The organism is Sutterella sp. AM11-39 (assembly GCF_003472385.1).
GTDB classification, from domain to species: domain Bacteria; phylum Pseudomonadota; class Gammaproteobacteria; order Burkholderiales; family Burkholderiaceae_F; genus Duodenibacillus; species Duodenibacillus intestinigallinarum.
Window position 1 is genome coordinate 25,035 of the sequence record NZ_QRLV01000008.1, and the last position, 21,338, is coordinate 46,372.

Sequence of the window (21,338 nt, forward strand, 5' to 3'; positions counted from 1 at the left end):
CGTCTGAAAAAAACGGCGGCAACCTCCCGGGATGCCGCTGTTTTGCTTGATCAAGGCTGCGGAGCGTCGGTTCCGAACACGTCCTGCCAGAGCTTAAGAACCGCTCGGCGTTCATCGGCCACACTTTCCGGATCCACACGGCAGCGGACGTCTTCGCCGTGGGCAAGACGGATTTCGCGTTGGATGTTGCGGTAGTGACGATAAGCCTTGACGGCTTGCTCCGCCGTTGCTTCATCGAGCAGTCCCAGTCGCGCGGCCATTTCCGTGAGGTGAATCGTACCGAAGTTGTTGACGAGTTCCGGGAAAACGGAACTCTTGGCAAGCACCAGATACTGCACGATGAATTCCAGGTCCACCATGCCTCCGCGGTCGTGCTTCACGTCAAAGAGATCAGTGCGGTTCGGGTGCCCGTCGAGCATTTTGCCTCGCATCTCGATGACGTCCTTTGCCACCTGTGCGGCATCGCGCTCAAGCGTAAGGATGTAGCGGCGTTCGTCCTCAAACTGCTGCCCCACCTGCGGATCGCCCGCACAGAAACGGGCGCGCGTGAGCGCCTGATGCTCCCAAGGCCAGGCTCCGTGTCCGTCGGCGTTGCGCTGATACTTGCGGAACATTTCGATGTTAGAAGCAATCAGCCCGTCCTGTCCGTTGGGACGAAGGCGCATGTCAACATCAAACAGAATGCCCGAACTCGTCTGCAGCGTGAGCCAGCTCAGCATGCGCTTGACGAGCTTCACGTAGTTGCTCTCCGACTCCGGCGCATCGTCGTCGTATAGGAAAATCAAGTCGAGGTCGGACGCGTAGCCGAGCTCCTTGCCGCCCAACTTGCCGTAGCCGATCACGGCAAACTTGGGATACTCGCGGTGCCGCGTTGCAATGGAGTCCCAGGCAAGTTCAATCACCACCGCAAGCACGGCATCGGCCAGCGCCGAAAGATGGTCTGCGAGGCGCTCCACCGTAAGACGGCCTTCCAGATCGGCTGTGAGCAGCTGAAACAGCGCACTGTGGTGAGCGTCGCGCAGATGATTGAGCTGACGCTCCCGATCGCCGTCTGCCGAGCGCATTTGCGCACGCAATTCTTCCAACCACCGGCTGCGATCCACCGGTGTGTAATCGTCGATCACTCGATTGCGCGCATCGACCAGTTCGTCGAGTACCAAAGGATGCGCGGCGATGTAGTCGGCCGCCCAGCGGGACACGGCAAGCATCCGTCCGACACGTTCGGCCGCGTCAGGATACTGGTTGAGCAGCGCGATATAGGTTGCGCGCCCGAGCACCATCTCCAAGATGGTCAGGTAGCGCTCCATCACCTCATCGGCCGAAACGCAGCTTTCGCGCAGCCGCGCCCAACCGGCTGCCTTTTGAGCAACCTTGGGCACAAAACGCGCCAACTGTTCGCGCGTCTGTTGCGTACGCGCGTTCAAATAGCGCGAACGCATCATCTTAAGAATGCGGCCGGCGAGCTTGTTGGCCTCAATAAAGCCGATGTCGGCAAGCGCATCGGTGAGTTCACTTTCAAGAGCCGGATCGCCCGTCGACCACCCGACAGGCCAGTTGCTCACGCGATCGGTGGGCGCCTTGGTATGGAAAACACCGTCAAAGGTCGTCGTCACAAACGCTCTGATCTCGGCGACTTCGGCATCGAGCTCGGCAAGCGTCATTCCCATCATCTTGGCAACGCGTGCGCGCTCTGCATCGTCCTTAGGCAAGACCTGCGTCTGCTTGTCATCGACATACTGCAGGCAATGTTCAAGATTGCGCAAGAACACATAGTTGCGATTGAGCCGTTCGGCCGTCTGCTCATCAATGCAGCCGCTTGCGGCACAGGCAGCAAGCATGGGACCCGTGGTCTTGCCTCGAAGTTCAGCTTCGCGGCCTCCGCGGATGATTTGGAAAGTCTGGCAAATGAATTCGATTTCCCGAATGCCGCCGCTTCCGAGCTTAATGTTGGTGCCGCGGTCCTTGACGGCTTCCTTGCGGGCCGTTTCCGCACGGATCATCTCGTGAATCTTCGCAAGAGCACTGATGGCGCCGAAGTCAACGTACTTGCGAAACACGAACGGCCGCACCAGAGAACTGAGGTTGCGAACAGCCTGCGCAAAGTTTTCTTCACCCGCAAAAACGCTGCGGTTGACAACGCGTCCTTTGAGCCAGGCAAAGCGCTCCCAGTCGCGACCTTCGCTGTAGAGATACTCTTCGAGCATTGCCGAGGAAATCACCAATGGACCGCTGTCGCCGAAGGGGCGCAGACGCATGTCGACGCGAAACACAAAACCGGTACCGTCGATTTCGTTAATAGAAGCAATCACACGTCGAGCCAGACGGTCAAAGAACTCGTGGTTCGTCACCTGACGGCGTGCCGAAGCGAACTCTCCGATTGCCTGCGTTTCGCCGCCTTCGTCGTAAACGAAGACCAGATCAATGTCGGAACTGACGTTAAGTTCCTCCCCGCCGAGTTTGCCCATGCCGACGACAAGCAGATCCTGCGGTTCACCCGAGACACCCACCGGCACGCCGAAGCGCTGCGCAAGCTTTCGGGAGTGCACCCGCACGGCCGCCGAAACGGTTTCTTCGGCCAACGCTGTCACCGTGCCCACGACTTCATGAAAATCGGCGTGAGCGGTCAGGTCACGAACGATCAGCGTCGTCATCACTTCCCGGCGCAACTGACGCATGACCATGTCGAGCATTTCCGGATCATCGATTTTTTCGAGACGGCTTCGCATCGCCTCGCGCGTCACAGGTTCCTTCTGAAACCGCTCGATTAAATCCTGAACGCTGGTCCCGCTCTGCAGCGCCATGGCATTGAGCGAGCGCGCGGCATATTGTGAAAATTGAGGAACTTCCTGCGGAGTCAAACGCGGCTTGGTTGAATTCAGTTCGCCCATGACATAAAAACTGCGTAAAAAAGTTGTTTCAAATCGAGACCAATTTGCGGCGAGATACAAAATCGCCCGAGTTGTCCGCAACGAGCTTTGCTATATTGCCTTGTGTGAATTTTTCGTTTCATTTGCGTGACAGCTCGACCGGTTTTCGGCGCTTGCCTGTTCGGCTCATTTTAGCTGTGTGAGCAATCGCGCTGAGTCGTTTTTTCCTCCTAGGTCCGTGATCTTCGCAATTCCTGCGGCATGAGTTCGACGTTTTCCATACTCCCGGTCAGATTCAGAGCCTACCTGCGCCACCCCAAAGTACGCGCGGCGTGGATCTCTTTTTTTTGGGGCGTCGTTCTCTTCTACTTCCTCTTTTGTGCTCTTGTGCTCACAACGCGCTGGGTTCTGCTGCCTCAGGTCGACAAGTACAAGGACGACATAGCGCATTTTCTGAGCGAGTCGCTGCACGCCGAAGTCAGCATCGGGCGTGTCTCGCCGCGGTGGGATACGTTCTGGCCGCAGCTTTCCCTGCGCGATGTCGTGATTCAACGTCCCGACCCACGTTCACGCGATGCCAACATCCTGCATTTGCCGCAGGTTGAGGCGAGTTTTTACTGGCGCTCCGTCTTCGGACAGCCTCTTTTCAGAAAGCTTGAAGTTCCCAACGCCGAAATCACCGTTCGACGCGTTGATCACGGCGTCTTTGACATTGCGGGCTTTATCATCAATTTCAACGATACGGCCCGACGCGATGCGCAAAGCGGTTCGGCCGTCACAGACTGGCTCCTGCGCCAGGGCCGCATTGACGTTACGTCCTGCAAGCTTCGCTTTCAGGATCTGATTGCCAAGCCTCGCGCCCGCACGACCACGATCGAAAACATCAACTTTACGTTTGAAAAGAACGTGAGCGATTATCGAGCGGGCATTCATGGCGAACTCGCCGGGCGGCATGAAAACCGCATCGACATCCGCACGCGGTTCACCGCTCCGCTTTTCGGTGACCGCAGCTGGAAGACATGGTCGGGCGAACTTTATCTCGGCGCCGACAATCTTGACGTCGCCCGCCTGACGCGTCCCATTCCGGACGCCCGCAAACTTTTGAAGTCAGGACGCGGCAGCACGCGGACCTGGCTCAAATTCCAGGACGGAACCCCGAGTGAACTGACCAGTTACCTCGGCCTGTCGGACGTGTTGCTCACTTTCTCGCCCGATTCCGAACCGCTGCAGGTAAAGACGCTTTCGACGCGTCTGACGGAAACCTTTACCGAAGGCGAACTGCACGCCAAAGCTGAAAATCTCGATTTCGAATTGAGCGATGGCACCGAAGCTCACGACCTGCTTTTGCAGACCGTCGTGCACACGGCTGCAACACCGGACGCCGAAACGCATCGCTCCGGCTTCAGCATCGCACGGCTTGACGTTGAAACGCTCAAAAAACTCCTTCCGTCCGTGCCCTTTCCAAAGTCGGCAGCCGATCTGATTCACCAGCATGAAGCCTCCGGCACCATCTCCAACTTCGAGGTTTCCTGGCTGGGCTCTCCCGGAAAGACACAGGACTGGCGCATCAAGACCGATTTCTCCGGCCTGACGGTTGCCCATAACTCGCCCGAAAACGAAAAGGTTTTCTTCTCCGGCGTTGAGAACCTTTCCGGCTCTCTGGAAGTCGCCGCCAAGCGCGGGCGCGTGACTTTCGCCACCCAAAAAGGCGCCGTGTCAATTCCCGGCGTCTTTGAAAATCCCCGCCTGCCTCTTGATTCACTCACGGGCGCCGTGAGCTGGCAGCTTTCCCAAGCTTCCGAGACTGACAACGAAAAGGTTGCGATAACCTTTGACAACGTGGCCGTTTCCAACGAAGACCTGTCTGTGTCCGCGCAGGGTTCCTGGCAGCAAAACGACACGGTGGCCGGTCACATCAATCTCACGGGCCGCATCGAGCACCTGCAAGCCAACCGCGCCTGGCGCTATATGCCGCTGGCGGTCTCAGAAAACGTTCGCGAATGGCTGCAGGGCGGCCTCGTTTCCGGACAGGCGCAAAACGGCACGTTCGAGCTGCGCGGCGACCTCGTGAAATACCCCTGGGTCGGACCGAACAAGGACAAAGGGCACTTTATCGTTTCGGCAGAACTCAAGGATGCCGCCATCGACTATGTTCCTTCCATGAAGGTGCTCGAAGACGGCAATTTTGAGCGCGCCGCCTTGTGGCCGCTTCTCACCGACATTCAGGGGCGCCTCATCTTTGAAGGCGCCTCCATGACGGTGCTTGCCGATTCGGCCAAGACCAACGGCGCCACGGTGACGAAAACGCGCGCCGACATCCCGAATCTGAGCGCCGGAGACAACACTCGCCTAATCATCAACGGCAACGCCGACGCCGAACTGCAAAAGTTCTTCGACTACGTGCAAGCAAGCCCCGTCACGGAGTTTGTCTCGGGCGCGTTCACAGGCACCAAGGCAAAAGGTCAGGGTCATCTGGATTTGTACCTCGACATTCCACTCATGGAACCCTCCGGAACAAAGGTAACAGGAGCCATCTCCATGCAGAAGGCCGACATTGCCATGGGCTGGCCCAAGCCGCCGCTCAACGATGTCGAAGGCACCGTGCACTTCTCTGAAAAAGGAGCAACGGCAAGCAACGTGCACGCACGTCCATTCGGATCGGGCGACGCGTCCGTGTCGGTTCACACCACGGCTGACGGTGCGATCGTGATCAGTGCTTCGGGTTCCACCGACGTTTCACACCTGACCTGGTTTGCGCAGAACCCCTATTTCGATCCGGTCGCCAAACGCATGTCCGGCATGTTGCCCTTTGTTTCCACGGTAGTCGTGAAAAAAAACCAAGGGGTCACCGTCTCGGCGCGCTCTTCGCTTCAGGGCGTAGCTATCAACCTGCCGGCACCGTTAAAGAAAACCCCGACGGAAATCTGGGATACTGCCTTCAGCTTCACACCCGTTACCATCAACCGTCAACCGGGCTACATGATCAAGGTGGGCTCCGGCAGTCGCTTCGACGTCCTGCTGCAGCTGCCCACGGAAGGATCCAAACTTGCGGCTCTGGGCAACATCGCCGTAGGACACCGCGCGGGTCTTCCCGCCCGCGGCATCGCCGTAACGATTCAGGCCAAAGAACTGAACCTCGTCGACTGGCAGCCCTTCGTGCGCACCATGACCGATACGGCCTCCGCGCAGATTCCGAAAAAGAACGCCGAGAGCAACCCGCTTCCGGTGTCGGGTGCCGCGCGAGCAGGACTTTCTCGCATAGAAGTGACCGCCGATCAGCTTTTGCTCGGCAGCGGCCCGATCCACAAGACGCATTCCATTCTGGAATTCGACGACGCCAACAATGTCTCGATTGATTTATCTTCCGACGAAATTCTCGGCAAACTGCGCTACGAACCTGCCGGCCGAGGCAATATCACCGGCAGCTTTGATCGCCTGAAGATTGCCGCCAAGGACGTCACGACAATTCGCCGCTTCCTCGAAGGTGAACAGGTCGATGTCGTGCTCACGCCGCGCCCGACCATCCTGCCGAGCCTGGATCTCGTCGTCGACGAACTCTCATACGCTGACAAGAAAATCGGTCGCATGGTGCTGCAGGCCGAGGCTTCCGGGACGGCCGATGAAGAAACGCTTCGCATCACTAACTTTGCCGTATTCTCCGACGTTTCGGCTCTGAACGGAACCGGCTTCTGGACACAGGGCAAAAAGCTCACGCAGCAACATCCGGGCGAGACGCAGTTCACGCTGAAATTCTCAACGAAAGATCTCGGACAGACGCTCTCGGATCTGGGATACCCCGGTGTGATCGAAAACTCGACCGGCACGGCCGAAGGACACTTCAAATTCGACGGTATTCCCTGGTCGCCCAAGCTCGATACGCTTGCGGGTACTTACGCAATCGATTTCCGCAAGGGCACCATCGCCAAGGTCGATACCGGTGCGGGCGGTCTGCTTTTGTCCTTTGTCTCGATGCAGTCGCTCTTCAAGCGTCTGATGCTTGATTTTTCCGACTTCAAGAGCGGCTTCTCGTTTGACACTTTCTCCGGAAGTTCGATTGTGACAAACGGCGTGTTTTCAACCGACAACACTAAGATTGTCGGCACGCACGGCACGATTCTGCTATCGGGCAACGTAAATGTGGCCGAGGGCAGCGTTGACAGTCGCGCCATTGTATTGCCGGAAATCAATGCCGGAAACGCCAGCCTTGCGCTGGCATTCGTCAACCCGGCTGTGGGCATCGGCTCGTTCCTCGCGCAGCTTCTGCCGCGCACGCCCTTGAGTCACCTCTTTAAGGTCGAATATTCCATCAAGGGACCGTGGGAGAACCCCGTCATCACGAAGGTGTCATCGGGGACGGAAGAAAAGCCGACGCAAGAGAATTGATGCGGCTCTGGTGAGAGCGCCGCTGCGGGCGCTCTGTCGCACCGTCGCCGATTAATTGCGCCGCTGATCGTGCTGTTGCAGATGCGGCCAGGCGGCAGACATATAGACGCACATCGAATAGATGGTCAGAATCGCCGCAATGTAGATGAGCACGGTCCCGATCCATGCAATCGGCAGACCGAAGATCGGATCGAAATAAAGAAGCATCGGGATGGCGGTCATCTGCGCGATAGTCTTGATCTTGCCGAACCAGTTGACCTTGACGCTGGCTGCCGCCCCGATCTTTGCCATCCATTCGCGCAATGCCGTCACCGCGATCTCGCGGCCGACGATGATGAGCGCGACCAGCATGTCTACACGGTCAAACGCAAGCAGCACGACGATGGCCGAGCACACCACCAGCTTGTCGGCCACGCTGTCGAGGAATGCCCCCATATTGGTCATCATGTTGTAGCGACGTGCGATGTATCCGTCAAGGGCGTCGGTAATAGCGGCCACAACGAACATCACACACGCCAAAAGATTCTTGACATGCGGGCTCAGTATGACGTCGGGCACATAAAAGACGCCGACGATCAGCGGAATAAAGGCAATGCGCGCCCACGTGAGCGCCATCGGAATGTTGAAGCGTTTGTCAGGCACAATCTGACCCATGGAGTTGTGAATAGATCTGTTCGGCAAGTTTGCGCGAAATGCCGTCAATTTTAGCGATATCTTCCACGCTCGCATTCTTCAGCGCCTTCATGCCGCCGAAATGCGTGAGCAATCTGCGACGCCTCACGGGACCGATTCCTTCGATATCCTCGAGTCGGCTTGTCTGCCGAGTCTTGCTGCGCTTGGCGCGCATACCCGTGATGGCAAAGCGGTGCGCTTCGTCTCGGATCATCGCAATGAGCATCAGTGCGGGGCTTGCCGCTCCGAGCACCAACGGTTCTCGGCCGTCGGCAAAGACGAGCGTTTCCAAGCCCGTCTTGCGTCCCTCGCCTTTGGCCACGCCGACGATCACGGATATATCAAGTCCGAGTTCGTGAAAGACGTCCTTGGCCATATGCACCTGACCGCGCCCGCCGTCAACGAGCACGAGCGTCGGAAGCTTGGCTTCGCCGCGGGCCACGGGCGCATAGCGGCGCTCGAGCACCTGCCGCATGGCCGCGTAGTCATCGCCGCCTGTGACGCCTTCGATGTTAAAGCGCCGATAGAGCGCGCTGTTCATGCGCGTTCCCTCAAAGACCACGCAGGAGGCCTGCGTGGCTTCGCCTGCGGTGTGCGAAATGTCAAAGCACTCGATGCGCAATTCGGAGCGCTCCTGCTCGGTGAGTTCGAGCGAAAGAACGTTGATGAGATCGTCAATGCGCTTGGATTCGCCGGCGCTTTCGGCAATGTGCCGATCCAAGGCGATCATGGCATTGGTAACCGCCATTTCGTACCACTTGCGGCGCGTGAGCTGCGGCTCGTGCACGAAGACAATCTTGCGGCCGGCTAACGCCGAAAGTAGCTGACCGGTTGCCGTCGGATCGTCCGCGGCCTGAGAAATCACCGCATCCGGAACGGGAACGTTGCAGTAGTGATGCGAGATGAAAGCTTCAAACACTTCACTTTCGGTGAGATCGTCACCCAAACTGCGAGCAAAATCCGGGAAATAGGCGTGATCTCCAAGATGACGCCCTCCTCGCACCACGGCCAGGTTGACACAGACGGCACCGTTTTTGATCAGCACCGCAATGATGTCCGCATCGGTGTCCCCGCCCGTCGTTTCGACGGCCTGCTGGTGCATGACGTCGCGCAACAAGCTGATGCGGTCGCGCAAGACGGCCGCCTCTTCGTAGCGGCGATCCTCCGCAGCGTTCATCATGGCGTCAGTCAGCCCCTGCATGATTTCTTCGGTCTTGCCATGCAAAAAAGCGCAGGCGTCCTCCACATCGCGCGCGTACTCCTCGGCGGTCACTTTGCCGATGCAGGGCGACGAGCAGCGCCCCATCTGCCCCATCAGGCAGGGACGGGTACGGTAACGAAACACGGCCTCCTCGCAGGTCCTCAAATGAAAGACCTTCTGCAGCACGCCGATTGCCTCGCGTACGGCCGAACCGTTTGGATACGGCCCGAAGTAACGGCTTTTGCGATCAACCGCTCCTCGGTAGTAGCTCACGCGGGCAAAAGGACCCGCGGAAATTTTCAAATACGGGTAGCTTTTGTCGTCCCGAAAGAGAATGTTGTATTTCGGGTTGAGCGTCTTGATGAGGTTGTTTTCCAGAAGAAGCGCTTCGGCTTCGGTGCGCACGACGGTTGTTTCGAGCCTCGCGATTTTCTGCACCATCAAGGCAATGCGAGGACTCTGCCCGGTCTTGCGAAAATAGCTTGAAACGCGGCGCTTGAGGTCGCGCGCCTTGCCGACGTACAAACACGTACCGGCTTCATCAAAATAGCGGTACACGCCGGGCAAACTTGGCAGGCCGGCAAGAACTTCCTTATTGTTGTCGGCGCTGATAGCTGACATCATCTGTCTTTTTCAACCGTTGTGAATTTTTCTCGTTCAAGGAGAGTTTCGACATGCGCACCTGCGACATGTTCTGCCGCGTCATCGACAACTACGGCGACGCCGGGGTGTCCTGGCGTCTGGCTCAAATGCTGGCCAAGGAGTACGACTGGGCGGTGCGCCTAATCATAGACGATGCGGCCGTGCTCTCGGCAATCGTTCCGACCGCAAAAGCAGAAGTCGCTCCTGTCAAAGCAGGATCGGTCACGGTCTGTGACTGGATCGAAGACGGCTCCGACGTTCCTTTCAGACCATGGGACGGACAGGCGGCCGACGTGGTGATCGAGCTTTTCTCCTGCCGTCTGCCCGACGCTTACGAAGCGGCGATTGCCCGACGTTTCGAAACGTCGCCTTGCGCCGTCTTCGCGCTCGACTACCTCACGGCGGAAAAATATGCCGAAGAAGGCAACGGTCTACCGAGTCCTCACCCTCGCTACGGTTACGACAAAACCTTCTTGTTCCCGGGCTTTTCGGAAAAAACCTGCGGCATCAACCGAGAGCGCAATTTGCAGCAGATCTTCAACCCCGCACGCAAAGAAAGCGTACGCAAGCGTCTGTTTGCAGAATTCGGAGCCGACCCGGAGCATCCCTTTACGCTCTATTTCTTCACCTATCCGGAAATGCCAGTTGAAGGGTTTGCTCAGTGTCTCGCGCAAGACCCGCGCCCCGTGCAAGTGCTCGCCGCTCCCGGAGCGGCCTCCGCACGCCTGAAGCGCGCGCTGGAATCCTTAGAGGCGCCGCATATTTGTTTCGTACAGGCTTCGATGGTGGCGCAGGACGTCTTTGACGATGTGCTTCTGAGTTGCGACGCCGCACTCATTCGCGGTGAAGACAGCGTGCTGCGCGCGCAGCTTGCAGGCATTCCGATGATTTGGACGCTTTACCCGCAGCAAGAGGACACGCATCTCACCAAACTTGCCGCCTTTGCTTCGCTCTACACGCAAGCGTTGCCGCAGACGGCCCGGCAGGCGTGGCTCGAAATCGAAGACTACGTCAACAACGGCCCCGTGCATGAACACGTCTGGAAAAACTGGCGCGACCGCATCGAAGAGCTGCAAGCGGGCGCAACCGTCTGGCAGAAAACCCTTTTTTCGCTTCCGACTTTGGCCGAGAGCATTTCCAAATTAGCTGAAAAAAAGCTAAAATTTTGAGTTCACAAAAATTTGAAAGCCCGGCGCGCTGAATTTTTATGCGTTCTTTTCGGGCGTGCGTCAAAACTTTTTATCAAGGAAAACACACATTATGAAGACCGCGCAAGAGCTGCGTTCCGGCAACGTGTTCATGGTCGGCAAGGATCCGATGGTTGTCCTGAAGTCCGAATACTCCAAGGGTGGCCGCGGTGCCTCCACCGTCAAGATGAAGATGAAGAATCTTCTCAACGGTGCCGTGACCGAAACGGTTTACCGTGCCGACGACAAGTTCGAAGACATCATTCTCGAACGCAAGGAAGTGACCTACTCCTACTTCGCTGACCCGCACTACGTCTGGATGGACGAAGAATACAACCAGTACGAAGTCGACGAAGACACGATGGAAGACGCCAAGAAGTACCTGCAGGACGACCTGACTGCTGAAGCCGTCTTCTACGAAGGCCGCGTGATCGGTATCGAACTGCCGACCATGCTCGTTCGCGAAGTCGTCTACACCGAACCCGCCGTCAAGGGCGACACGTCCGGCAAGGTGATGAAGCCCGCCCGTCTGGCCACCGGCTTCACCCTCGACGTTCCCGCTTTCGTGAACACGGGCGACAAGATCGAAATCGATACCCGTACGAACGAATACCGCAGCCGCATCAAGTAATTTTTGCTTGAACGGCTTGCTAAACGCCAGATAGGTTTGCGCCATCTGGCGTTTTTTTTGGGAATTTTCTTGTCATTTCAAAAAGAAAGAGAGCTAAGATTGAACCTGTTTAGATGAAAGATCGCTCGGTACTGGAAATATCGTGGTACCGTCTTGGCAAATGCTTTCTGTGATCATCTATTCTGCTTACAACACCAATCAAGGAAAAGCAATGTTTACCCCCCCCCAGACAAATCACTCCTTCTAAAGTTTCTTTAACTTCTCCTGCCCATCGCACCCGCACAGATATCAGTCTTGCAGTTGCAGTTGCCCTGCTTACAGTGCATGGCTCGACTTTTGCTGCTCACTTATGGTGGCAGACAGACGTTCGGGATCCTGTTCACACCACTACAGAAGGTACCTACATTCATGATGGCAACAGAGCTGTCATATGGAATGCCGGTCCTGACTCTTCGCTCACCATTGACGCAAACCTCATTGACATCGAAGCCAACGAACGGGCTCTTTATGCAGACTATTTCTCAACTGTTTCGATTGTCAGTGACAGTTCCGTATTGTTAAAAGCCGGTAGCGAAAACCAATCAGAAAAAAGTCCTGATGCGCTATACCTTGATCGCGGAGCTGTGGCATCCATTAAAGGCTCAACTATCGACATTCAAGCTACCAGTGCAAATAACCTCGCAGCGAGAGGAATTTTCGTTGGTCAGACAGTCAAAGAATTTCATTCTGCTGCTGAGATAGGTTCGGAAGACACTCAGAAAATCACCATTTCTGCAACCGGCAATGCAAATAGCTATGGCATCTCAAACATTGGCGGAGCCGTCACACTTACAGCCGATGAAGTTACCATCAATTCCTCCGGTATCGGCATCCACGTCGGAAACAACACGGAATCTTCGACAATTCCCGAAGATACTGCCAAAACCGTAATCAACGCTAATCGCACCACAATCAATGCCGATGGATACGGCATTCTGTCTTTTTCCAATGGGGTGACAGAAATCTCCGGAGATCTGAAAGTCAACGCGCCAATTGCCATCGCCGCGCGAGGTCACTCCTCTACTTCCATTAACGCAAATGGTGATGCAACGGTTGTCATCAAAGGAGACATCAGTTTCGAAACTCCCGGTAGTGCCCACAACAGCGGCAATGTCATTGATGCCGACATTTCGTTGAACCTTTCCGGAGAAGCATCTTCGTGGACTGGAAATGTAACCAAAGAAGTGCCTAAAGGCCATTCAGAAGAAGACTCTACCGTTTCCGGGCTCAAGGTAGCATTGAGCAATGGCGCTCAATGGAATCCCACCAAGATCAATACAGCCAATTCCGATTACGATGGCACTACGCTAGTCAAATCGGCTGAAAAACTGAATCACCTCACCTTGAATCAAGGTGTGATCAACATCCAAAACACCGATCAAACAGTAGAGGTGGAAGAAATTTCCGGAACCGGAGGCACGATCAATCTTAAGACTGCAATCAATCAAGAACACGGCACGATAACCTCCGGAAAATTTGTTGCAGAATCAGTAAATACATCAGATGGTACGCCGACGCTATCCGTAAACTTCACCGACGTAACCTCGGATAAAGTGGGGCCCGAGGCATTCGCAGCACTGGCCGATAGCGTCTCTGCGGATGGCGCCACCCAAATTCGAACAATCGCCCAAGGCGCCGTAAAAGGTGCCCTAGTCGAAACAATTGACCAGAACGGAAAATCACTGGGAGTCACTCAATACCAGAACACTCGATTGGGCGCATACGGTTCAATTGCTGCGCTGGGTGTTTTGCAATGGCGTCATGACATGAATGACCTGACGAAACGCATGGGAGAGCTCCGTACAAGTCCTGCAAGTGTCGGCACTTGGGCTCGCTTGTACGGATCCGAGCAGGAATACGGTAAACAAAGTGTCACCGCCAAAAACACCTCCATTCAAGTCGGTGCAGACTACGATGTCGGTGCAGGTTGGAAAGTGGGCGCTGCCTTCACTTATACGGATGGCTCCGCAACTTATGACTTAGGCAATTCCGACAATAAATCCTATGGCCTAGCCTTGTACGGCTCATGGTTTGCCGAAAACGGGCAATTTGTTGATTTGATCGCCAAATACAGTCGTCTTGACACTGACTTTAACCTGGAAGGCATGGACGGATCGTTCGACAATAATGCATACAGTTTCAGTGTCGAGTATGGTTGGAACTTTAGGTTAGGCGATCTCGCATTTATTGAGCCTCAGGCTGAACTCACCTACGGTATGGTCAGCGGAGACACCTTTGACACGAACAATGACGTTCGCATCGAACAAGACGATTTTGAGTCCCTTGTCGGTCGCATTGGCGTGCGTTCTGGTTTTGTGTTCCCCGAGAACAAAGGTACTATCTACGCTCGAGTTTCTGTGTTGCACGACTTCAAAGGTGATCTGGATTCCAATGCTTATTTGATCTCAGATAGTCGCGTTTCCGATCCAGTGCATGATGATCTTGGCGGTACGTGGTACGAATTCGGAATCGGGGCAAACTTCAACCTGACCGATCGTACGTATACCTACGTAGATTTGGAGAAAAATACGGGAGGCGAAGTCAAAGAAAACTGGCGCTGGAACATCGGTTTACGCCATGTTTGGTAATTTTCTGACGATTCGGCAATAGTTCGAGGTAATGATGTCTCGAAATTGACACTGATCGTTCTCTGCGAAATTCCCATATCGTTCAATCCTACTAAGGATTAGGATGATATGGGATTCGTTTCTGCAACCGACGCAACTATCCCATGGCCTCTTTTTAACGACTAAACTTCCTGGTTGGTTCTGCCATCGATAAAGTTGCAAAACAAATGATTTCCAGCCAAAGTACGCAACGCCCCATGCGGCGCAAAGATCGAGAGCTCTCGCGTGAAGAAACGCTCACCGTCATCAGGCACACGCCGCACTGCGTCATTGCGACAGTCGACGAATCCGGCACGCCCTATGCCACGCCGATCACGGCTGTGCTCTTTGAAGACGCCGTTTACTTCCACAGCTCAAGTGATGTCACCGGTCGGCGCTACCAGAACGCGCTGCAAAATGACAAAGTCTCGATTGTCTGGATCGGCCGCGGAGAAACAGCCGCCGATGAACTGCCGAAAGACTTTTCGGTGAACTACGCCTCGGCCATCGTCGAGGGGCGCATTTCTCTTGTCACCGATGAAGGAGAAAAAAAGCGCGTTGCCAAGGCATTCTGCCTGCGACACGTACCTCAGGCAGGGGAGGAAGCAATTGACAAGTATTACGCCGCCGGTGGCAAATATGTCGTGTTCTGGAAAGTTACGATCGATTCACTGAGCGGCAAGGCACGCAACAAGCAGGGCTACTTCAACCGCATTTTGGCCGTATAGCAAAAAGCGCTCCGTTTCGGGTGATTGTCGCCGAAACAAAGCGCTTTTGCATCCTTTTGCGAGGCCCGATTTTTAGCCGATCTTCTTGAGCTTTTCCTGCACAAACATCAGCTTCAGGCTCTTTGTCTTTTCCGAACCGTTGAAAGCAATTTCGAGGTTCGTTTCGGCAGGCTTTTCCGGATAGTGAATAGCCACGATCTTTCCTTGACCGAGCGTCGGATGGCTTACCGTGTCCCCCACGGAAAAGCCGCCGGTCGTCACCGTCTTCTTCTTGGCGAGCAATTCGCTTGCCTTCATCAAACCGGCCTTCTTCCAGGAGTCGGAGTGAAGATTGCGAGCTGCGCTGCCGCTCGGCGCGCGGCTAAACGACGTCGAAGATCCTGAAGATCTCGCGCCGCTTGCATAAGAAGAGACGTTACGCGAACCCCAACCGTTGTTGCGGCCGTATCCGCCCGAGCTCGACTGGCGAGAATATCCGCCGCCGAAACTGCGCGAGCCCCAACGCTGATCGGCATCGTCCCAATCGTCGTCGGCATCCTCTTCGCTGTATAGCTTTTGCACGTGCTCGGAGGGAATTTCGTCGATGAACTGCGAAGCCTGCTGCATGCGGGTTTCGCCCCACATCATGCGCTGACGCGACCAGCTGATCCAGAGATTGCGGCGGGCGCGTGTCATGGCCACGTACATCAGACGACGCTCTTCGGACAACTGAAATTCCGGATTTTCGTCTTCGCGGATGTAGTGCGGAAAAAGATCCTGCTCCAAGCCCGTCAGATATACGTACGGAAACTCAAGGCCCTTGGAGGCGTGCACGGTCATCAGGCGCACGGCGTCGGGATCTTCTTCGGCATTCTTGTCATCGGGTTCAAGCGCGGCCTGCGACAGGAATCCGTCCAGAGGCGACATGGTGCCGCCGGGCACGGGCTCAAGCGCCGGAGCGTCTTCATCGATGCCGTTTTCTTCGCAGTAGCCCACGGCGGCATTGACAAGTTCACCGAGGTTTTCAAGGCGCACATCGGCGTCCTGCTGCTTCTGATAGAACGCTTCCAGCCCCGACTTCTGCGACACCAGCGTGATGAGTTCGGGCAGACTCTTGCCTTCGGCTTCGGCACTGATTTCTTCAAGCAGCGTCACAAATGCATGCGCTCGCCGAATTTCAGGAACGGAGTCCGCTTCAGCCAGAATTTCCCAAATCGTAACTCCGGCGTCGCTAGCCATCGTCGTCGCACGTTCAACCGTCGTTGCGCCGATCCCGCGCGGCGGCTGATTGATGATGCGAAGAAGGCTCGTGTCGTCGGCATTGGCAAGCACGCGCAGATAGGCCACCACGTCCTTGACTTCCGGGCGATCGAAAAAGCGCAGGCCGCCGTAGACGCGGTAAGGAATGCTGTTGGCCGAAAGCATGCGTTCGAAATTGCGCGACAAGTTGTTGTTGCGGTACAGAATCGCAAAGTCGCTGTACTTTTTGCCGCGGCGCTTCTCAACCATAATGTCCTGTACGACCGCTCGAGCTTCCTGCATGTCGGCCTCGGCGCGATAAAGACGAATCGGTTCTCCCGCCCCCGCATCCGTCCACAGGTTCTTGCCCATGCGATCCTTGTTGTTGGCGATGACCGCATTGGCCCCATCAAGAATGTGCGAGGTCGAACGGTAGTTCTGTTCGAGCTTGATGATCTTTTCGACCTTGTAGTCCTTGACGAAGTCGGACATATTGCCCACCTTGGCGCCGCGAAAGGCGTAGATTGACTGGTCGTCGTCGCCCACGCAGAACACGCAGGCGTTAGATTGCTTGGGAGGGCACAGCGCCTTGATCAGGCGAAACTGCAGTGAGTCCGTATCCTGGAATTCGTCGACGAGAACATACTTGAAGCGATCGTTGTAGTGCTCGCGCACAAGCTGATTGCCCTCAAGGAGCTCGACGCAGCGCAGCATCAATTCGGCAAAATCCACAAGCCCTTCGCGCTGACAGCGTGCTTCATAGGTCTCATAGAGCGTCACGCGCGTCTTGTCTTCCTCTCTGGCAGCCACGGCTCCGGCACGCAGCCCCTGTTCCTTGTAGCTGTTGATCGCCCACTGCACGGTCTTGGGGTCGCGCAGTTTGGGATCAATGCCCGCCTCCTTCATGATGCGGCGGATGAGCGAGAGCTGATCGGACGTATCGATGATTTGGAACGTGGGCGGCAGATTAGCTTCCTGTGCGTGCGCGCGAAGGATGCGATGAGCCGTACCGTGGAAGGTTCCCATCCACAAATGACGCAGGTCGCAGGAGACCATGGCCGACAGTCGGTCGCGCATTTCGCGCGCGGCCTTGTTCGTGAAGGTCACGGCAAGAATCTGCGAGGGGCGCGCCATTGCACGCGACAGCAGCAAGGCGATGCGCGTCGTGAGCACCTTGGTCTTGCCGGAACCTGCGCCGGCAAGCACCAGAGCGTTTTCACAGCCGAGTTCGGCAGCCTTGCGCTGCATGGGATTGAGAGAATTCAGAAAGTCATCAAGCATCGGTACGGTCTCGTGGCAAATCTCAAAATCGCGATACGCCGCGCGTAGCCCTTTCCTCGGGCAACGTCGGCACTCCATATGCAAACAAAAATAGCGAGCGGCGATTGTAGCCTGAAAGCCACCCTAACACACGGATGATCCTCAGACGACGATGCCCTCGGAATTCGCTCCGAAAGCGCGCCGTTATTGACTTTCCGACTCTCAAACAAGGGGCAAAAGGCCTTATACTTGTGGGTCGAATTTTTCCTTCAAACACAACAACAAAAGGCGCCCCATGCGCGAAACCTACAATCCTCAGGAAATCGAATCTCAGGTCCAGGAACAGTGGCGACAAAACGATGTCTACCGCGCCGTCGAACACGCCCTCGGCCCTGACGGCAAGGAAAAGCCCAAGTTCTATGTGTGCTCCATGTTGCCCTACCCCTCCGGCAAGCTGCACATGGGCCATGTCCGCAACTACACCCTCAACGACGTGCTTTACCGCTATCGCCGCATGAAGGGCTACAACGTGATGACGCCGATGGGCTGGGACAGCTTCGGTCTGCCCGCAGAAAACGCCGCTTTGACCAAGAAGGTCGCTCCGGCCGAATGGACCTACCGCAACATCGCCGACATGAAGGAGCAGATGCTCCCGCTCGGCCTGGCTTTCGACTGGTCGCGCGAAGTGGCCACCTGCAAGCCCGAGTACTACCGCTGGAATCAGTGGATGTTCTTGAAGATGCTCGAACGCGGCATCTGCTACCGCAAGACCCAGATCGTGAATTGGGACCCGGTCGACAAGACGGTTCTGGCCAACGAACAGGTCATCGACGGCCGCGGCTGGCGTTCCGGCGCTCTCGTTGAAAAGCGCGAAATCCCGGGTTACTACTTCGGCATCACGCAGTACGCCGAAGAACTGCTCGAAGACCTTAAGAAGCTCGACGGCTGGCCCGAACAGGTGCGCCGCATGCAGGAACACTGGATCGGCAAGTCTATCGGCGTCAACTTCGGCTTCCCGTATGAAATCGACGGCGAAAAGAAGCTTCTGAAGGTCTACACGACGCGCGCCGACACCATCATGGGCGTGACCTTCGTGGCAATCGCTGCCGAACATCCGCTTGCCAAGCGTCTGGCTAAGGACAAGCCCGAACTGCAGGCCTTCATCGAAGAATGCGCCAAGGGCTCCGTTACCGAAGCTGACATGGCCACGATGGAAAAGAAGGGCATCTTTACGGGCTTTTACGTCACGCATCCTTTGAACGGCCGTCAGGTTCAGGTGTGGATCGGCAACTACGTTCTGATGAACTACGGCGAAGGCGCCGTGATGGCCGTGCCCGCTCACGACGAACGCGACTTTGCCTTTGCCAAGAAGTACGGCATTGACATCATTCAGTCCGTGGCCGTCGAAGGCAAAACCTTCTCGACGGACGCCTGGCAGGAATGGTACGGCGACAAGACGCTCAATCCCTATTGCGTCAACTCCGGCAAGTACGACGGTCTGCACATCCACGAGGCGATCGAAGCCGTTGCCAAGGATCTCAAGGAAATGGGCCTGGGCGATCGCCAGACGATGTTCCGCCTGCGCGACTGGGGCATTTCCCGTCAGCGCTACTGGGGCACACCGATTCCGATCATCAACTGCCCGAAGTGCGGTCCCGTTCCGGTTCCGGAAAAGGATCTGCCCGTGCTGCTGCCCGAAAACCTGATTCCGGACGGCACCGGCAATCCGCTCAACAAGTGCGAAGAATTCCTCGCCTGCAAGTGTCCGAAGTGCGGTGCCGATGCTCGCCGTGAAACGGACACGATGGACACATTCGTCGACAGTTCCTGGTACTACATGCGCTATTGCTCGCCGGACTCCGACAAGGCCATGGTTGACGAGCGCAATGACTATTGGAGCCCGATGGATCAGTACATCGGCGGCATCGAACACGCCGTACTGCATCTGCTCTACGCCCGCTTCTGGACTAAGGTCATGCGCGACCTCGGCCTGGTGAAGTTCGACGAACCCTTCAAGCGGCTCTTTACCCAGGGCATGCTCACGGCCGAATGCTTCTACCGCGAACAGCCCGACGGCAGCAAGCGTTGGTACTACCCGTATGAAATCAACATCGAATACGATGAAAAGGGTCGTCCGTGCCGTGTGACCGCCAAGGACGACGGTCTGCCCGTTGTCTCCGGCGGCATCGAGAAGATGAGCAAGAGCAAGAACAACGTGGTGGAACCGCGCGACATCATCAAGCAGTTCGGCGCCGACACGGCCCGTACCTTCGTGATGTTTGCCGGTCCCCCCGATCAGTCCGCCGCCTGGTCCAACTCCGGCGCCGAAGGCTGCTACCGCTTCCTGCGTCGTCTTTGGAACTGGTGCTACGCCCGCCACGACGAAATCCACGCCAGCGCCTGCAAGGTTGATATTTCCACCGCGCCCAAGCACGTCAAGGACATGCTGCGCGAGGTCTATCAGACTCTGCAGCAGGCCGAAAGCGACTTCGATCGCATGCAGTTCAACACAGTCGTGTCGGCTGCCATGAAGATGATGAATGCGCTCGACGGCTTTGAAGGCACTGACGAAGTGTCGGCCTGCGCCCGCAAGCTCGCTTTGTCGCTGCTGTTGCGCGTGCTCTATCCGCTCGCACCGCACATCACGACCGCGCTCTGGCAGGAACTCGGCTTTGTGAAGGACTTCGGCGTCGAAATCATCGATGCACCGTGGCCTGAAGTCTGCAAGGAAGCTCTCGTCGCAGACGAAATCAAGCTGATGATCCAGGTCAACGGCAAGCTGCGCGGTCAGATCATGGTGCCCGCTCAGGCCAGCCGCGAAGAAATCGAGCAAGCCGTGCTCGCTCACCCCGATACGATTCGCTTCGTCGGTGAAGCTACGGTCCGCAAAGTCATTGTGGTGCCCGGCAAACTCGTTAACGTCGTCGCGAAATAATTCGCTTTTTGCGGCTTAACAAAAACCGCCGGATTGAAATGGTCTCTCTCACGAAGCCATTTCAGTCCGGCGGTCTCTTTTTGCCGTCAGGATCGGCTAAGGCACCATTGGGTTGTTCGAATCGCCTCAGTTCGAGCGGCTCAGGAACTGGGCGTCAAGCGATCCCGCGCGCATCTTCATGAGATTGATACGGCAGGCAAGAATAGCGTCACCCGAACCGGTACCGGCACCGTAGCTTGCCTCCACCCACTTGCATTCGGCGTCCAGATAACGGGCAAATGCCTTGTTGGATTCCTCAAACGCCTTGGCCGCGCCCTTGCGCTTCTGGATGCGGTCCAGATCGCGGGCGTTGGCAAGCACACGATCGACGATGTCGTCATAGAACTTTTCCGTTTCGGCCAGTTCCTTCTTCAGGCATGCCTGCACTTCCAGGCGGTTGTCAGCCGTGCGGTAACATTCAGACAATGCGTCGGCCGCCACCGCAGATGTGCTCACGGCAGCCGTCGCCAGAATCAACATACTTGCCACGCTTTTGCGCATACCTCTCTCCTCAAAAACTTCCTTCGTCAGGCCGTCAGTTGCCGAACCAGCGCAAAACCCACCGCAGTTGCGGCAAACGAACCGAACAAATGCAGGCAGCTGTGCGCCAATGCGCGCATCCAGTCGCCGGCCATCATCATCTGCACGCCCTCGGCCGAAAAAGTTGAAAAAGTCGTCAGACCTCCCAAAAGGCCCGTCACGAGAAAGAGCCTCCACATGGGAGAAACCTGCAGATGCGTTGAAAACCAAGCCGTGAGCGCTCCGATCAACAGGCCGCCCAACAGATTGCACAGCAACGTCCCGAGCGGCAGCAGCGCAATACGGCTATTGAAGACGTAACTCAACGCCCAACGGCCGCAGGCGCCCAGTGCTGCCCCGGTACCAACGGCAAGCAACACGGCCCACAGGGCTCCGTCACGCGTCACCATC

At 56.4% G+C, this 21,338-nt stretch carries 12 protein-coding genes; 6 read left to right on the forward strand and 6 right to left on the reverse strand.

Translation table 11 applies throughout. The annotated features are described in order from the left end of the window. Nucleotides 1-50 precede the first annotated feature (50 nt). Complete coding sequence (gene glnE, locus DW133_RS07370) at nt 51-2,888, reverse strand: bifunctional [glutamate--ammonia ligase]-adenylyl-L-tyrosine phosphorylase/[glutamate--ammonia-ligase] adenylyltransferase (protein ID WP_118276010.1); 2,838 nt, start codon at nt 2,886-2,888, stop codon at nt 51-53. Nucleotides 2,889-3,128: 240 nt separating this feature from the next. Between glnE and DW133_RS07375 the strand changes: the two genes are divergently transcribed. Further along, nucleotides 3,129-7,250, forward strand: a complete 4,122-nt coding sequence (locus DW133_RS07375; protein WP_118276011.1) for a YhdP family protein — start codon at nt 3,129-3,131, stop codon at nt 7,248-7,250. A 51-nt stretch (nt 7,251-7,301) separates the two neighbouring features. Here DW133_RS07375 and pgsA read toward each other — a convergent pair whose 3' ends face one another. After that, nucleotides 7,302-7,904, reverse strand: a complete 603-nt coding sequence (gene pgsA / locus DW133_RS07380) for a CDP-diacylglycerol--glycerol-3-phosphate 3-phosphatidyltransferase (protein ID WP_118276012.1) — start codon at nt 7,902-7,904, stop codon at nt 7,302-7,304. Further along, nucleotides 7,885-9,747, reverse strand: a complete 1,863-nt coding sequence (uvrC, locus tag DW133_RS07385) for an excinuclease ABC subunit UvrC (protein WP_118276013.1) — start codon at nt 9,745-9,747, stop codon at nt 7,885-7,887. Before uvrC ends, pgsA begins: the two co-directional genes overlap by 20 nt. A 50-nt stretch (nt 9,748-9,797) precedes the next feature. Between uvrC and earP the strand changes: the two genes are divergently transcribed. The 4 genes from earP (at nt 9,798) to DW133_RS07405 (ending at nt 14,956) form a co-directional block, all read left to right on the forward strand. After that, entirely contained in the window at nt 9,798-10,934 is a 1,137-nt protein-coding gene (gene earP / locus DW133_RS07390) for an elongation factor P maturation arginine rhamnosyltransferase EarP (protein WP_118276014.1), read from the forward strand. Nucleotides 10,935-11,025: 91 nt separating this feature from the next. Beyond that, complete coding sequence (efp, locus tag DW133_RS07395; protein WP_118276015.1) at nt 11,026-11,583, forward strand: elongation factor P; 558 nt, start codon at nt 11,026-11,028, stop codon at nt 11,581-11,583. Nucleotides 11,584-11,903: 320 nt separating this feature from the next. After that, nucleotides 11,904-14,210, forward strand: coding sequence for an autotransporter outer membrane beta-barrel domain-containing protein (locus DW133_RS07400; protein ID WP_158571153.1), 2,307 nt, complete (start codon nt 11,904-11,906; stop codon nt 14,208-14,210). Nucleotides 14,211-14,416: 206 nt separating this feature from the next. Further along, nucleotides 14,417-14,956 carry a pyridoxamine 5'-phosphate oxidase family protein gene (locus DW133_RS07405; protein ID WP_118276017.1) on the forward strand — a complete coding sequence of 180 codons (540 nt, stop codon included), beginning with the start codon at nt 14,417-14,419 and terminating at the stop codon, nt 14,954-14,956. A 72-nt stretch (nt 14,957-15,028) separates the two neighbouring features. Here DW133_RS07405 and DW133_RS07410 read toward each other — a convergent pair whose 3' ends face one another. Then, complete coding sequence (locus DW133_RS07410; protein ID WP_158571154.1) at nt 15,029-17,455, reverse strand: ATP-dependent helicase; 2,427 nt, start codon at nt 17,453-17,455, stop codon at nt 15,029-15,031. A gap of 274 nt (nt 17,456-17,729) precedes the next feature. On the opposite strand from DW133_RS07410, the gene leuS reads away from it, so the two are divergent. Further along, on the forward strand, nt 17,730-20,369 hold the full coding sequence (gene leuS / locus DW133_RS07415) for a leucine--tRNA ligase (RefSeq protein ID WP_118276019.1): 2,640 nt from the start codon (nt 17,730-17,732) through the stop codon (nt 20,367-20,369). A 126-nt stretch (nt 20,370-20,495) separates the two neighbouring features. On the opposite strand, the gene DW133_RS07420 is transcribed toward leuS, so the two are convergent. Together DW133_RS07420 and crcB are read right to left on the reverse strand one after the other, a co-directional pair. Then, the gene (locus DW133_RS07420; RefSeq protein ID WP_118276020.1) at nt 20,496-20,909 is read right to left on the reverse strand and encodes a lysozyme inhibitor LprI family protein; all 414 of its coding nucleotides are present in this window, start codon (nt 20,907-20,909) and stop codon (nt 20,496-20,498) included. Between the two features lie 26 nt (nt 20,910-20,935). Next, nucleotides 20,936-21,337 carry a fluoride efflux transporter CrcB gene (gene crcB, locus DW133_RS07425; RefSeq protein ID WP_118276021.1) on the reverse strand — a complete coding sequence of 134 codons (402 nt, stop codon included), beginning with the start codon at nt 21,335-21,337 and terminating at the stop codon, nt 20,936-20,938. Nucleotide 21,338 lies beyond the last annotated feature (1 nt).